Consider the following 14,215-nt stretch of genomic DNA (forward strand, 5'->3'; position numbering starts at 1 on the left):
CGGCGTGAAATGCGACCCAGGGGATGATGGTGACACCCGGCGGGGGACATGCGAAAGCCGCCGGGTGCGAGTGACCCGGCGGCTTCGAATGCTTTTCGAGTGGCCCGCCCGGTCAGCCGGCTACTCGTACGGCCAGCGCGTCGCCGATCTCCGACGTGCTGCGGGCGGGCTTGCCGGCGCGCTCGGCGAGGTCGGCGGAGACCGCCTCGTCGATCCGGGCGGCCTCGGCCTCGAAGCCGAGGTGACGCAGGAGCAGCGCGACGGACAGGACCGTGGCGGTGGGGTCGGCCTTGCCCTGGCCTGCGATGTCCGGGGCCGAGCCGTGGACCGGCTCGAACATCGACGGGAACTCCCCGGACGGGTTGATGTTGCCGGAGGCCGCGACGCCGATGCCGCCGGAGACGGCCGCGGCGAGGTCGGTGATGATGTCGCCGAAGAGGTTGTCGGTGACGATCACGTCGAACCGGGCCGGGTCGGTGACCAGGTAGATGGTGGCCGCGTCGACGTGGATGTAGTCGGTGGTGACCTCGGGGAACTCCTCCGCCACCTTGTTGAAGACGTTCGTCCACAGGTGACCCGCGAAGGACAGCACGTTGTTCTTGTGGACCAGCGTGAGCTTCTTGCGGGGACGGGCCTGGGCGCGGGCGAACGCGTCCCGCACGACCCGCTCGACACCGAAGGCCGTGTTCACGGAGACCTCGGTGGCGACCTCGTGCGGGGTGCCCTTGCGGATGGTGCCGCCGTTGCCGGTGTAGGGGCCCTCGGTGCCCTCGCGGACCACGACGAAGTCGATGGCGGGCTCGCCCTTGAGCGGCGTCTCCACACCCGGCAGCAGCTTCGAGGGCCGCAGGTTGACGTGGTGGTCGAAGAGGAAGCGGAGCTTGAGCAGGAAGCCGCGCTCCAGGACACCGGAGGGGACACTCGGGTCGCCGATGGCGCCGAGGAGGATCGCGTCGTGCTTCTTCAGGGCGGCCACGTCGGCGTCGGTGAGGGTCTCACCGGTGGCGTGGTAGCGCTGGGCGCCGAAGTCGTAGTCCTTCGTCTCCAGCTTCACATCCTGCGGAAGGACGGCGGAGAGGACCTTCAGACCTTCGGCCACGACCTCCTGGCCGATGCCGTCACCGGGAATCACTGCGAGATTGATGCTGCGAGACATGCGGGAACCCTACTCCTCGTCCCATGGGATGACACAGACTGTCCGCGATACGGACAGGGACGCGGTGTCGGGCGTCAGCCCTTCTCCTGTCGTTCACCCGCAGGTATGGCGGCCGTTGGGGTCCGCTGGGAAGTTCACCACCATGGACCTTCCCGACTTCGGCATTCCGCCCCAGCTCGCGCGCCGGATGAGCATGGCCGAGCAGCACGAGTACCTGCGGACGAAGCTCTCCCGGCGCCGCACGCTGGTGACCGCGGGCGCGGTGGCGGGCGGTCTGCTGACCGGCTGCTCCCCCGACGGATCGTCCACGGCCACCGCCACCCCCTCCACCACGGCCACCGTGCACGGCTCCGCCGTCTCCCCCTTCGGCCGCCACCTCGCCTTCGGCGCCGACCCGAAGACCCAGATGCGGATCTCCTGGCAGGTCCCGCTCGCGGTGCGCAAGCCCTACGTCCGCGTCGGCCCGGCCCCCGACGACCTGAGCCGGAAGATCGAGGCCGAGCTCCGCGACCTGCACACCCCCGGCCAGAGCGGCGTACGCCTCGCCCTCGACCAGTACTACCTGCACGCGGCCCTGGACGGACTGCGCCCCGGCACGACCTACTACTACGGAGTCGGCCACGACGGCTTCGACCCGGCGGACGCGAGCCACCGCTCGACCATCACCAGTTTCCGGACGGCCCCGGCGAGCCCGGAGAAGTTCGTGTTCACGGCCTTCGGCGACCAGGGGGTCGGCACGGCCGCGGCCGCCAACGACAACCTCCTGCTGCGCCAGAAGCCCGCCTTCCACCTCCACGCCGGCGACATCTGCTACGCCGACGGCAACGGCCGGGGCCTGAAGTCCGACGGCTACGACCCGGGCTTCTGGGACCTGTTCCTCAAGCAGAACGAGGAGGTCGCGCGGAGCGTGCCGTGGATGGTGACGACCGGCAACCACGACATGGAGGCCTGGTACTCCCCCGACGGCTACGGCGGCCAGCTCGCCCGCTGGACCCTCCCGGACAGCGGCTTCGACCCGCGCTCGGCGCCGGGCGTCTACTCCTTCACCTACGGCAACGTCGGCGTCGTGGCGCTGGACGCGAACGACGTGTCGTACGAGATCCAGGCCAACTTCGGCTACACGGACGGCAAGCAGACGAAGTGGCTGGAGAGGACACTCGGTGAGCTGCGCGCGACGAAGGGGATCGACTTCGTCGTCGTCTACTTCCACCACTGCGCGTACTCGACGTCCTCGCACGCCTCCGACGGCGGGGTACGCGCCACCTGGCTGCCGCTGTTCGAGAAGCACCAGGTGGATCTGGTGATCAACGGGCACAACCACGTGTACGAGCGGACGGACGCGATCCGTGCGGGCAAGGTCGGCCGTTCGGTGCCGGTCGGCGGGGCCACGGACCCGACGCGGGACGGGATCGTCTATGTCACGGCGGGCGGCGGCGGCCGTGACCTGTACGGCTTCCCCGCGGGAGTGAAGGAGAGCTACGAGGGGCGCGTCCATGACCACGAGTCCGTCGAGACCTTCCAGTGGACGAAGTCCCAGCAGACCCGCAAGGAGACGGTGGAGTGGTCGCGGGTGCGCTACCGCGGCTTCTCACTGCTCTCGGTGGATGCGGAGAGCGGGGCGCGGCCGCGGCTGACGGTGTCGGCGCTCGCGCAGGACGGCAAGCGCGTGGACCGTTTCGAGGTGCGGCGCGGAGCCTGACAGGCCCCGCGCCACACCTCGTGCGGGTGCGGCTCCCGGCTCTTGAACGGTTACGTCAGTGTGGAACGGGCCGCGTCAGTGACCGGTCGAGCCGCCGTTGTCACGGCGGTCGAGGGCACGCTGCAGGGCGGCGGCGGCGTTCTTGCGGTCGGACTCGCTCGTACGGGAGATGTGACGGACTCGACGGCGGGCGGTCGTCTCGGCCATGAGGAATCGACTCCTTCGAATACCTGGGAAGGGGATTACGAGACGCCGGAAGGGGCGGGGAGCGATGGGCCGCAGGGGTTGCCTGCACGGGCCCGGCTCACGACCGCCATTCGCTTGATCGAGCGAGACGTTCGGCTCCTACAAAGCTAAGGGAGGACGGCCGGTCTGTCTCCACAATTACTCGGACTTCCTACTATCTGAGACGGTGGAGTGGATCACACGGCGCTGACCTGCGGTTTCACAACCGGATGGGGCCGGGCAGACAGCCCGGCCCCATCCAACGGCTGACGGTGGACTCAGCCCATGTGCGGGTACCCGTACTCGGTCGGCGCGACCAGCGTCTCCTTGATGGCGCGGGTCAGGGTCCAGCGCTGGAGGTTCTGCGGGGCGCCGGCCTTGTCGTTGGTGCCGGAGGCGCGGCCGCCGCCGAAGGGCTGCTGGCCGACGACGGCACCGGTCGACTTGTCGTTGATGTAGAAGTTGCCGGCCGCGTAGCGCAGCTTCTCCATCGTGTACGCGGCCGCCGCGCGGTCGGACGAGATCACCGAGCCCGTCAGGGCGTAGTCGGAGGCCGACTCCATCTGGGTCAGCATCTCCTCGTACTTCTCGTCCTCGTAGACGTACACCGCGAGGAAGGGGCCGAAGTACTCGGTGGTGAAGACCTCGTTCGCGGGGTCCGTGCACTCGACGACGGTCGGGCGGACGAACCAGCCGACCGAGTCGTCGTAGGAGCCGCCCGCGACGATCGTGCAGGTGGGGTCGGACTGGGCGCGGTCGATGGCGGCCTTGTTCTTGGCGAAGGCGCGCTCGTCGATGACCGCGCCGATGAAGTTGGAGAGGTCGGTGACGTCACCCATGGCGATGCCGTCGACCTCGGCGGCGAACTCCTCGCGGAAACCGCTGTTCCAGATCGACGCCGGGACGTACGCCCGGGAGGTCGCCGAACACTTCTGGCCCTGGTACTCGAAGGCACCGCGGGTCAGGGCGGTCTTGAGGACGGCGCGGTCGGCGCTCGGGTGGGCGACGACGAAGTCCTTGCCGCCGGTCTCGCCGACCAGGCGCGGGTAGGTGCGGTACTTCTCGATGTTCGCGCCGACCGTCTTCCACAGGTGCTGGAAGGTCTTCGTCGAACCGGTGAAGTGGATGCCGGCGAGGTCCCGGTGCTCCAGGGCGACCTTGGAGACCTCGATGCCGTCGCCGGTGACGAGGTTGATGACACCCTTGGGCAGTCCAGCCTCCTCCAGCAGCTGCATGAGGAGGACGGCCGCGTGGGTCTGGGTGGGGGACGGCTTCCAGACCACCACGTTGCCCATGAGCGCGGGAGCGGTGGGCAGGTTGCCCGCGATCGCCGTGAAGTTGAACGGCGTGATCGCGTAGACGAAGCCTTCGAGCGGGCGGTGGTCGAGACGGTTCCAGACGCCCGGGGCGTTGGCCGGCGGCTGCTCGGCGAGCAGGTCACGGGCGTACTTGACGTTGAAGCGCCAGAAGTCGATCAGCTCGCAGGGCGTGTCGATCTCGGCCTGCTGGGCGGTCTTGGACTGGCCGAGCATGGTGGACGCGGCCAGCGTCTCGCGCCAGGGTCCGGAGAGCAGTTCGGCGGCGCGCAGGATGATCGCGGCGCGGTCGTCGAAGGACATCGCGCGCCAGCCGGGCGCGGCGGCGAGGGCCGCGTCGATCGCGTCCTGGGCGTCCTGCTGGGTGGCGTTGCGGTAGGTGCCCAGCACGGCCTTGTGGTTGTGCGGCTGCACGACCTGGAAGGCCTCACCGCCACCGAGGCGCTTCTCGCCGCCGATGGTCATCGGCAGGTCGACCGGGTTCTCGGCCAGCTCCTTGAGCTTCACCTCCAGTCGGGCCCGCTCGGGGGAACCGGGGGCATAGCCGTGCACCGGCTCGTTGACGGGGGTGGGGACCTGGGTCACAGCGTCCATGGTTTCCGTAACTCCTTGTGCTTGAGCGGGTGTTCGGGATCAGCCCTTGCTGACCAGGCTGCGGGCGAAGAAGCGCAGGTTCGCCGGCTTCTCCGCCAGCCGTCGCATGCTGCGCCTTCCCGGGGGACACGGCATCCGCTTGCGGGTCCGCCGCGGGCCGGACCCCCGGCAGAAAGACCTTCGCGTGTGCGTCACTTCTCAACCTCGGGTGATCAAGCTGCGGGCGAAGAAGCGCAGGTTCGCCGGCTTCTCCGCCAGCCGCCTCATGAAGTAGCCGTACCAGTCGGTGCCGTAGGCCGTGTAGACGCGCATGCGGTGGCCCTCGGCGGCCAGGCGCAGGTGTTCGTCGCCGCGGATGCCGTAGAGCATCTGGAACTCGTACTCGTCGGGCTTGCGGCCCGCCTGCCGGGCGAGTTCCTGGGCGATGGAGATCAGGCGCGGGTCGTGGGAGCCGACCATCGGGTAGCCCTCACCCTCCATGAGGATGCGCAGGACCCGGACGTACGCCTTGTCGATCTCGTGTTTCTGCTGGTAGGCCACCTCGGCGGGCTCCTTGTACGCGCCCTTGACGAGTCGCACCCGGCTGCCGGCCTCGGCGAGCCGGTGGGCGTCGGCCTCGGTGCGGAAGAGGTACGCCTGGATCACACAGCCGGTCTGCGGGAAGTCCTTCCGCAGCTCCTCGTGGATGGCGAACATCGAGTCGAGGGTGGTGTGGTCCTCGGCGTCGAGCGTGACGGTCGTACCGATGGCGGCGGCCGCCTCGACGACGGGCCGGACGTTCGCGAGCGCCAGCTCGTGCCCGCCGGGCAGCGCCTGGCCGAACATCGACAGCTTCACGGACATCTCGGCCCTGGTCCCCAGTTCGAGGGACTTGAGCCGGTCGACCAGCGCGAGGTACGCGTCCCGGGCGGCCTCCGCCTGCTCGGGCGTGGTGATGTCCTCACCGACCACGTCCATGGTCAGCTCCAGGCCCTTGGCCGTGAGCTCCTGGACGATCGGCACGATCTCGTCGACCGTCTCACCGGGGATGAAGCGGTCGACGACCTGCCTGGTGACCGGGGCCGCCGAGATCAGGCGTCGCATCCGGTCGCTGCGCGACGCGGCAAGAATCACGGGACCCAGCACGGGGCACCTCCACAAACCAGCAGATAGAACCACCGTGAAACCTAAGGATCCCTCCGATCGTCGACCATCGACAGCTGTCACGCATCCGTGCCGCAGATCTCAGACAGATGTATGAAGCGAGGTGTTTTTGCGCGAGAATGACCGAATGACAGGGGACCACAAAGGTGACTACCAGGAGCTGGTCGACGAGATTTCGGAGCTCCTGGGCGTACCCGCGACCCTGGAGAACCGCGACTTCGAGCTGATCGCCTTCGGTGCGTACGACAGTGAGGGCGACCTCGATCCGTCGGCCCTCGACCCCGTCCGCACCCGCTCGATCCTGACCCGGCGTTCGACGGCCGCGGTCCGGACCTGGTTCGAGGGCTTCGGCATCACACGCGCGACCGGCCCGGTGCGGATTCCGCCAACCCCGGAGGCAGGGGTCTACCGGGGACGGATCTGTCTCCCCGTACGGCATCGGGGGGTCGTCCTCGGTTACGTCTGGCTCCTGGACTCCGACCCCGGTCCGACCGACCCGCAGCTGGACGCCGCCATGCGCGTGACGGCCCGGATCGGCGCGCTGCTCGCGGACGAGGCGCAGCACGGGGCCGACCTCAGCCGCGAGCTGCGGGCCGTACTGACCGCCGAACGCGGCTGGCAGGGCGACATGGCGGTGGCGGCCCTGCGCACGGCACTCGGCTCCCGCGGCGACGGCCCGTACGCCGTGGTCTGCGTCGCCCCCTGGCCCTGCGCCGACCCCGACGACGCCCCGTCGGCCCGTACGGTCCCCCACGCGACGGCCCTGTGCACGGTGCCGTGGGGCACCTCGGCCCAGTCCCTGGCCGTACTGGTACGGCTGCGCGCGACGGACACCCTGACCCCGGCGAACTCGGCGGCGACACGGTTGCTGGAGCGGGCGCGGGACATGAAGGCCGGCGGGGGTACCCACGGCGAGACGGGGAGCGGACACGGTCGCGGAGGCGGGGCCCACGGCGAGACGGGTCGCGGAGGCGAGACAGGCGCGGGTGGGTCGGGCACGACCCTCGGCGGCCGGCCGGTCGAGAACAAGGGCAGCGGACCGGACGACGGCAGGGCGGACGGGAGTGGTGACAGCGGACCGGGCGTCGGGGCGGACGGGAACGGCGGCAGCCGACCGGGCGTCAGGGCGGACGGGAACGGCGGCAGCCAACCGGGCATCAGGGCGGACGGGAACGGCGCCAGCCAACCGGGCGGCGCACGGAGCAGCGGCAACCGGCCGGAGAGCGACAGCAGCACCGGGCCGGCCCCCGGCACCACGGGCTCGGCCCGGGCCACGGCGGGCTCAGGCTCAGCGCCCGGTACCGCAGCCACAGGCGCGGCCCGGACCACGGCAGGCTCAGGCACCGCGCCCGGTACCGCAGCCACAGGCGCGGCCCGGACCACAGCAGGCTCAGGCACCGCGCCCGGTACCGCAGCCACAGGCGCGGCCCGGACCACGGCAGGCTCAGGCACCGCGCCCGGTACCGCAGCCACAGGCGCGGCACGCGCCACGGCGGCCGCCCGGGGCGCCATGGCCGCCGGGATCGCCACCGCGCGCCTCGGTCTCGCCGAGCTGGCCCCCGCCTGGCAGGAGGCGTCGGCCGCGGCTCGGGCCGCCCTCGCGGAACCGGGGTTCGGGCCGGTGGCGGAGTGGTCGCGCATCGGGCCGTACCGCCTCCTGACCGCGCTGCCCCCGGAGACGGCCCACGACCCCGCCGTACGCCCCCTTCTCTCCCCCGCCCACCGCGAACTCGCCCGCACCGCCGAGATCTACCTCGACTGCGCGGGCCAAGCCGGCCGCACCGCAGCGGAGTTGGGCATCCACCGTCAGACCCTCTACTACCGCCTCTCCCGCGTCGAACAGCTCACCGGCCTGGACCTGGACGACGGCGAGGACCGGTTGTTGCTGCACATGGCGCTGAAGGGGGCACGACTGTAGGTCCAGGAGAAAGTCGACCATCCCCCCGGAGCCCGGAGCCCGGAGACCGGAGACCTACCATGCCCCTGCTCATGATCGACCTCGACAACACCCTCGTCGACCGCGACGCCGCCTTCCGTGCGGCCGCGGCCGCCTTCCTCGCCGAACACCGCCTGCCCGAGGGGGACTTGGAATGGCTCATGACCACCGACGCGAGTGGATACACACCGCGCCAGGAGGTCGCGCGAGCGATGACCGAGCGCTACGGCGATGTCGACGTGCGGACCTTTCTCGACCGGGGCGCGGCCGACCGGATCACGCTGTCCGACCCGGTCCGCGAAGCTCTCGTCGGGGCCCGCGCCGGCGGCTGGTCCTGCGTGATCGTCACCAACGGGCGGACCGTCCAGCAGGAGGCGAAGATCCGCAACTCCGGCCTCGACCGGCTCGTCCACGGCTGGGTGATCTCCGAGACCCTCGGCTGCAAGAAACCCGAGCCGGAGATCTTCCACGCGGCGGCCGCGGTCACCGGAGCCCCGCTCGACGGCTCCTGGATGATCGGCGACTCGGCACCCGCCGACATCCGCGGCGCGCTGGGGGTCGGAGCGCGGAGCGTGTGGGTCTCGGGCGGCCGGCCGTGGACGGTGGAGGACTACCGGCCCACGTTCACCACTCCGGACACCGCGACCGCGATCCGGCACGTGACCAGCGTCTGAGCCTCCGGTACACCGACCCCACCCAGATTATTGAAAACGATTGTCATCATGCTACGGTCAGCGCACTCGCCCACTTGACCACCCCTTTGCCCGGAGGGCCCCGTGCGCCTGCCCGCCCGCCACCTCATTCCGGCCGCTCTGGCGTCCACCCTGCTCACCGGCTGCTTCTCGGACACCTCCGCCGAGGGCGACAACGCCGGCGACGGCGGCAAGCGCATCCGCGTCGCCATGATGCAACCCCCGCGCTCCGCCCTCTCCCCGCTCTCCGACGACGCGTTCAAGCTGTCGCGCTGGTCGGCCGCGGAGACCCTGGTCAAGCTCGACGCGAACGGTGACGCCCACCCGTCTCTGGCCACCAAGTGGCAGCAGTCGGGCCGGACTTGGACCTTCGAGATACGCGACGGCGTCACCTTCCACGACGGCACGAAGCTCGACGCCGAGGCCGTCGTACGGTCCCTCACCACCGCCGCCACCGCCGCCCCCAAGCCCCGCATCCTGGACGGCGTCGAGCTGACCGCGAAGGCCGTGGACGCGGACACCGTCAGCGTCACCACCGCGACCGACGACCCCCTGGTCCCGCAGCGGCTCAGCTCCCCGCAGCTGTCGGTCCTCGCCGCGAAGGCGTACACCGGGAAGACGGTGAACCCGGTCGGCGCCGGCACCGGCCCCTTCGAGCTGACGAAGGTCAACGGCACCTCCTCCGCCACCCTCGACCGCTACGACGGCTACTGGGGCGCCAAGGCCAAGTCCCCCGGAATCGACGTGACGTTCGTGCCCGACGGCACCGCCCGCGCGGCCGCCCTGCGCAGCGGCGAGGCCGACATCGTCGAGGCGATCCCGGTCTCGCAGGCCGCCGTCCTCGACCAGGACCTGATCACCGAGGTCCCGATGCCACGCACCAACACGCTCTACCTGAACACCGCGAAGGGCACCTTCAAGGACGCCTCGCTGCGCGCCGCCGCCCGCGAGGCCGTCGACGCGAAGGCGCTCGTCGAGGGCGTGTACGAAGGACGGGCGGATGTCGCCGAGGGGCTGCTCGGGCCCGCACTGCCGTGGGCCGCCGAACTGCGGTCCGCGCCACAGCGCACCACGGCGGGCGCTCCCGCCGGCCGGACCGTCACCATCGGCACCTACACCGACCGGGCCGAGCTGCCGGAGGTCGCGGCCGCGCTGCAACAGCAGCTCCAGAAGGCCGGGTTCAAGGTGAAGCTGGACGTCCGCGAGTACGCGAACATCGAATCCGACGCGCTCACGGGCGAGTTCGACGCCTTCGTCCTCTCCCGCGCCACCGTCCTCGACTCCGGTGACCCGGCCGCCTACCTCTACAGCGACTTCGCCTCCGACGGCACCTTCAACCTCTCGCACCTGTCCGACCCGAAGGTCGACAAGGCCCTGAGGAAGGCGGCCGACGCCCAGGTCGGCGACACCCGTCGCCAGGCCGTCGTCGAGGCCGAGGCCGCCGTACTCGCCCGGGACGCGGCCGTCCCGATGCTCCACGAGCGGGTCATCCAGGGCGACGCGGCCGGTGTCGTCGGTGCCGCGCACGACCCGCGCGAGCGTGAGCTGGTCACGGCCGACACCTACGTGAAGTGAGGCCCACGTCCGCCGGGGCGACCCGGCTGCTGAGCCTGCTCGCGGTCGTCACCGCCGTGGGTCTGCTGCCCTGGCTCTCCCACCGGGACCCGGCGCTCACCGTGCTGCGCGCCCGGTCGGCCGAGCAGGAGGCCACCGAGGAGGCCCTGTCGGCGATCCGTGAGGACCTCGGCCTGGGCGCCGGTCCCCTGCATCTGCTGGGGAGTTGGGCCGCGGACCTGCTCCACGGCGACCTCGGCACGTCCTGGGTGTCGGGCTACGACGTCCTGCCGTCCGTGCTCGCCGGCGTCCAGGTGTCCCTGGCGCTGATGGGCGCGGCACTCGGCGTGGCGGTGCTGCTGTCCGCCGCGCTGGTGGCACCGGTCCTGATCCGGGGGCGGGGCTCGGCCGGTGCCGCCGCCGCGATGTTCGCCGCCCTGCCCGAGTTCCTGCTGGCCACCGTGTTCCTGCTGGTCTTCGGGGTGTGGCTCGGGTGGCTGCCCACATCCGGCTGGGCGGGCCCTCAGTACCTGATCCTGCCCGCGCTCGCCCTGGGCGTCCCGGCGGGCGGACTGCTCGGCCGTCTGGTCGCGGACGCGCTGCCCGCGGTGCTCGACGAGCGGTGGGTGGAGCTGTGGCGCGGGGCGGGAGTGAGCCGTACGAGGATCTCGGCCGCCGCCCTCCGGCGCGTACTGCCGCCGCTGGTACCGCAGTTCGGCATGGCCGCGGTCGGTCTGGCGGGCGGTGCGGTGGCCGTGGAGCTGGTGTTCGCGGTGCCCGGCATCGGGCGTACGGCGCTCGGCGCGGCCCGTTCGCAGGACCTGCCACTGCTCCAGGGCTCGGTCCTGGCCCTGCTGCTGCTCGGCCTGGTCGCGGGCGCGGCGGCGGCGCTCGTACGGCGTCGGCTGCTGGGCCCCGCCCTGCGGGACGCCGGTCTGACGCTGCCCCCGCCCCGCCCGGTCCGCGCCCATCCGGCCGTACCGGCGGCCCTGTTCGCGGTCCTGGCCGTGACGATCGGCTGGGGCCTGCTGCGCGATCCGTACACCGTGGACACGACCGCCCGCCTCGTCGCGCCTTCCTGGGCGCACCCCCTCGGCACCGACGCGCTCGGCCGCGATGTGCTCGCCCGGCTCGGCCACGGCGCCGCCTCCACCGTCGGCACGGCGGCCGCGATCTGCCTGTTCGGCCTGGTGACGGCGCTCGTGCTGGGTTTCCTGCCCGGAGTCGCGGCGGGCGCGGCGGACATCGCCAACGCCCTGCCCCCGGTGATCGTCGGCATCCTGGTCGCGGCGGCCACCGGCCCCGGCACGGGCGGCGCGGCCCTCGCGGTCGCCCTGATCTCCTGGCCCGCGCTGTCCGCGCACGCGGCGGCCCTGGTCCAGGAAGTCCGGGCCTCCGCCTTCCTCACCGCCCAACGGGCCATCGGCGCATCGCCGTTGTGGATCCTGACCCGGCACGTCCTGCCCTCGGTCGCCGCCCCGGTCGCCCGCCACGCCCTGCTCCGCCTCCCCGGCATCGCCCTCGCGCTCGCCTCGCTGGGCTTCCTCGGCCTGGGCGCCCAACCCCCCGCCCCCGAATGGGGTCTGCTCCTCGACGAGTCCCGCGCCTATGTGGAGCGCGCCCCGTGGGCCGCGCTCGCCCCGGCCGTGGCACTGACCCTGCTGGCGGGTCTAGCGGTGTCGGGGGCGTCGTACACACAGGGACGTGTCCGCGGAAGTACACGGCAGGAGGACGGAGTTGGAGTCTGAGGTACTGCTGTCGGTACGGGATCTGCGGATCTCCTTCGCCGGCGCCGAAGCCGTGCGCGGGGTCTCCTTCGACATCCGGGCGCGCGAGGTGTTCGCCCTGGTGGGCGAGTCGGGCGCGGGCAAGAGCCTGACGGCACGGGCGCTGCTCGGCATGCTGCCGAGGGAGGCCAGGACGACGGGCACGGTCCGCCCCGACCTGTCGGGTGCCCGCGGCCGCCGGATCGCCCTGGTCCCGCAGGACGCCCTCTCGGCGCTCTCCCCGGTCCATCCGGTCGGCGACCAACTCGTCGCCGCCGTACGGTCGGTGCGGCGCGTGGGCCGCCGGGAGGCGCGTGCCCTCGCGGTGGCCGCCCTGGACCGGGTCGGCATCCCCGACGCCGCCCGCCGGGCCCGCGCCCACCCGCACGAGTACTCCGGCGGGATGCGCCAACGCGCGGTCGTCGCGATGGCCACCGTCAACGAGCCGGACATCCTGGTCGCCGACGAACCGACCACCGCCCTGGACACCGACCACCGCGAGCTGGTCCTCCAACTCCTCGCCGAACAACGGGAGTCGAGGGGCACGGCCCTGGTCCTGGTCACCCACGACATGGACGCGGTACGGCGGCACGCGCACCGGGTGCTGGTGATGTACGCCGGCCGCGCGGTGGAGACGGGACCGGCATCCGGGGTACTGGCGCACCCCAGGGCGCCGTACACCGCGGGACTGCTCGCGTCCCTCCCGGAGAACGCACGTGGAGGCCGTCTCGTCACCCTCCCCGGCTCGCCCCCGGCCCCGCACGCCCTCCCGCCGGGCTGCGCCTTCGCCCCGCGCTGCCCCCTGGCGACGGACGAGTGCCACCACGAGGAACCGGAACCGCGACAGGTGGACGACCGACTGCTCGCCTGCCACCACGGGGAGAAAGTGTGAGCACGCCCCTTCTCGACGTCCGCGACCTGGTCGTCCGCTACGGCGCGGTCACCGCGGTGGATCACGTGTCCTTCACGGTGGCACCCGGTGAGACCCTCGCGCTGGACGGGCCCTCGGGATGCGGCAAGTCGTCCACCGCGCACGCCGTCCTCCAGCTGCGCCGCCCCTTCGGCGGTGAAGTCCTGTTCGAGGGACGGGAGTTGACCACCCTCACCGAACGCGAACTCCGCCCCCTCCGCCCCCGGATGCAGCCCGTCTTCCAGGACCCGTACGGCTCCCTGAGCCCCCGCCACCGCATCCGGGACGCGGTCGCGGAACCACTGAGGATCAGGGGGCTGAAGCCCGCACCCGCCCAGGTCGCCGAACTCCTCGACCGGGTGGGCCTGGACCCGTCGTACGGCGACCGCCGCCCGCACGAACTCTCCGGCGGCCAGTGCCAACGCGTGGGCATCGCACGGGCGTTGGCCTGCGAGCCGCGGCTACTGGTCCTGGACGAGCCGGTGTCGGCACTGGACCCCTCCGTGCGGGCCGGGATCCTCAACCTCCTCGCCGACCTCCAGGACGAACTGGGTCTCGGCTACCTGTTCATCTGCCACGACCGGGCGGTCGTACGGCATGTCGCGGACCGGGTGCTGGAGATGCGGGACGGGCGGATCGTCAGCCCTTCGTGGCGCCCTCGATGACGCGGCGCAGGCCCTCGGTGAGGTCGTCGGCCGTGGCAGCACTCGCCGGGTCGAAGAGCCACTGCACCATCAGCCCGTTGAGAAGTGCCTGGTAGAAGCCGCCGAGGGTGCGAACGGTCCGCTCGTCGAGCGTGGACTCCTCCAGGCCCGTGAACATGGCGACCAGCCCGGAGCGACCCTCGATCTGGGCCTCGACCATCATCTTCCGCAGTTCGGGCACCCGTTCTCCCTGCGTGGCGATCTCCAGGCTCGCGGCCCACACCGGTCGCGAGGCGTCCATGTTCTCCAGCATCCGCGTCCACACACCGCGGAACCGCTCCAGCGAGCCCCCGGCCTCCGCGTCCCGCGCCCCGGCCGGATCGAAGGCCTCTCCCCACTCCTGGACCAGCTCCACGAACGCCTGCGTGAGCAACGCGTCCTTCGACCCGTAGTGGTAGCCGATCGACGCGAGGTTCGTCCCCGACTCCTTCACGATGTCGCGCGCCGTCGTGCGCACGAACCCCTTCTCCAGCAGGCAGCGCTTCGCGCCTTCGAGCAGATCCTCACGGTGTCCCATGCG

General features: G+C 71.7%; 12 protein-coding genes. 7 read left to right on the forward strand and 5 right to left on the reverse strand.

The genetic code is table 11. The features are described from left to right. Nucleotides 1-112 precede the first annotated feature (112 nt). Nucleotides 113-1,156: a 3-isopropylmalate dehydrogenase gene (locus AB0D34_RS20765; RefSeq protein ID WP_362663377.1), complete on the reverse strand. Its 1,044-nt coding sequence runs from the start codon at nt 1,154-1,156 to the stop codon at nt 113-115. 142 nt (nt 1,157-1,298) lie between these two features. Here AB0D34_RS20765 and AB0D34_RS20770 point away from each other — a divergent pair, with 142 nt between their 5' ends. Beyond that, entirely contained in the window at nt 1,299-2,855 is a 1,557-nt protein-coding gene (locus AB0D34_RS20770) for a metallophosphoesterase family protein (RefSeq protein ID WP_362663378.1), read from the forward strand. A gap of 75 nt (nt 2,856-2,930) precedes the next feature. Here AB0D34_RS20770 and AB0D34_RS20775 read toward each other — a convergent pair whose 3' ends face one another. The 3 genes from AB0D34_RS20775 to AB0D34_RS20785 all read right to left on the reverse strand — a co-directional run bounded on the left by AB0D34_RS20775 (nt 2,931) and on the right by AB0D34_RS20785 (nt 6,115). Further along, complete coding sequence (locus AB0D34_RS20775; protein ID WP_107056436.1) at nt 2,931-3,062, reverse strand: hypothetical protein; 132 nt, start codon at nt 3,060-3,062, stop codon at nt 2,931-2,933. Nucleotides 3,063-3,358: 296 nt separating this feature from the next. Further along, on the reverse strand, nt 3,359-4,990 hold the full coding sequence (gene pruA / locus AB0D34_RS20780; protein ID WP_362663381.1) for an L-glutamate gamma-semialdehyde dehydrogenase: 1,632 nt from the start codon (nt 4,988-4,990) through the stop codon (nt 3,359-3,361). Nucleotides 4,991-5,188: 198 nt separating this feature from the next. Continuing rightward, on the reverse strand, nt 5,189-6,115 hold the full coding sequence (locus AB0D34_RS20785; RefSeq protein ID WP_362663383.1) for a proline dehydrogenase family protein: 927 nt from the start codon (nt 6,113-6,115) through the stop codon (nt 5,189-5,191). 145 nt (nt 6,116-6,260) lie between these two features. Between AB0D34_RS20785 and AB0D34_RS20790 the strand changes: the two genes are divergently transcribed. From AB0D34_RS20790 to AB0D34_RS20815, 6 genes are all read left to right on the forward strand, one after another. Next, nucleotides 6,261-8,051, forward strand: coding sequence for a helix-turn-helix domain-containing protein (locus tag AB0D34_RS20790; RefSeq protein ID WP_362663385.1), 1,791 nt, complete (start codon nt 6,261-6,263; stop codon nt 8,049-8,051). Nucleotides 8,052-8,110: 59 nt separating this feature from the next. Then, nucleotides 8,111-8,743 (forward strand): HAD family hydrolase, encoded by a 633-nt coding sequence (locus AB0D34_RS20795; protein ID WP_362663387.1) that lies wholly within the window; start codon nt 8,111-8,113, stop codon nt 8,741-8,743. Nucleotides 8,744-8,845: 102 nt separating this feature from the next. Beyond that, entirely contained in the window at nt 8,846-10,336 is a 1,491-nt protein-coding gene (locus tag AB0D34_RS20800) for an ABC transporter substrate-binding protein (protein WP_362663389.1), read from the forward strand. Beyond that, the gene (locus AB0D34_RS20805; protein ID WP_362663391.1) at nt 10,333-12,063 is read left to right on the forward strand and encodes an ABC transporter permease subunit; all 1,731 of its coding nucleotides are present in this window, start codon (nt 10,333-10,335) and stop codon (nt 12,061-12,063) included. Before AB0D34_RS20800 ends, AB0D34_RS20805 begins: the two co-directional genes overlap by 4 nt. Beyond that, nucleotides 12,053-12,973, forward strand: coding sequence for an ABC transporter ATP-binding protein (locus AB0D34_RS20810; RefSeq protein ID WP_362663392.1), 921 nt, complete (start codon nt 12,053-12,055; stop codon nt 12,971-12,973). The genes AB0D34_RS20805 and AB0D34_RS20810 overlap by 11 nt, the downstream gene beginning before the upstream one ends. Beyond that, on the forward strand, nt 12,970-13,656 hold the full coding sequence (locus AB0D34_RS20815; RefSeq protein ID WP_362663394.1) for a dipeptide/oligopeptide/nickel ABC transporter ATP-binding protein: 687 nt from the start codon (nt 12,970-12,972) through the stop codon (nt 13,654-13,656). Before AB0D34_RS20810 ends, AB0D34_RS20815 begins: the two co-directional genes overlap by 4 nt. On the opposite strand, the gene AB0D34_RS20820 is transcribed toward AB0D34_RS20815, so the two are convergent. Further along, nucleotides 13,631-14,212 (reverse strand): TetR/AcrR family transcriptional regulator, encoded by a 582-nt coding sequence (locus AB0D34_RS20820; RefSeq protein ID WP_362663396.1) that lies wholly within the window; start codon nt 14,210-14,212, stop codon nt 13,631-13,633. The genes AB0D34_RS20815 and AB0D34_RS20820 overlap by 26 nt on opposite strands. Between the last annotated feature and the right edge of the window lie 3 nt (nt 14,213-14,215).

The organism is Streptomyces sp. NPDC048420, from assembly GCF_040651535.1.
Lineage (GTDB): Bacteria > Actinomycetota > Actinomycetes > Streptomycetales > Streptomycetaceae > Streptomyces.

Coding starts and splice junctions, on each gene's coding strand:
- AB0D34_RS20765 (WP_362663377.1), bottom strand. CDS start 1,156: ATGTCTCGCAGCATCAATCTCGCAGTGATTCCCGGTGACGGCATCGGC.
- AB0D34_RS20770 (WP_362663378.1), top strand. CDS start 1,299: ATGGACCTTCCCGACTTCGGCATTCCGCCCCAGCTCGCGCGCCGGATG.
- AB0D34_RS20775 (WP_107056436.1), bottom strand. CDS start 3,062: ATGGCCGAGACGACCGCCCGCCGTCGAGTCCGTCACATCTCCCGTACG.
- pruA (WP_362663381.1), bottom strand. CDS start 4,990: ATGGACGCTGTGACCCAGGTCCCCACCCCCGTCAACGAGCCGGTGCAC.
- AB0D34_RS20790 (WP_362663385.1), top strand. CDS start 6,261: ATGACAGGGGACCACAAAGGTGACTACCAGGAGCTGGTCGACGAGATT.
- AB0D34_RS20795 (WP_362663387.1), top strand. CDS start 8,111: ATGCCCCTGCTCATGATCGACCTCGACAACACCCTCGTCGACCGCGAC.
- AB0D34_RS20820 (WP_362663396.1), bottom strand. CDS start 14,212: ATGGGACACCGTGAGGATCTGCTCGAAGGCGCGAAGCGCTGCCTGCTG.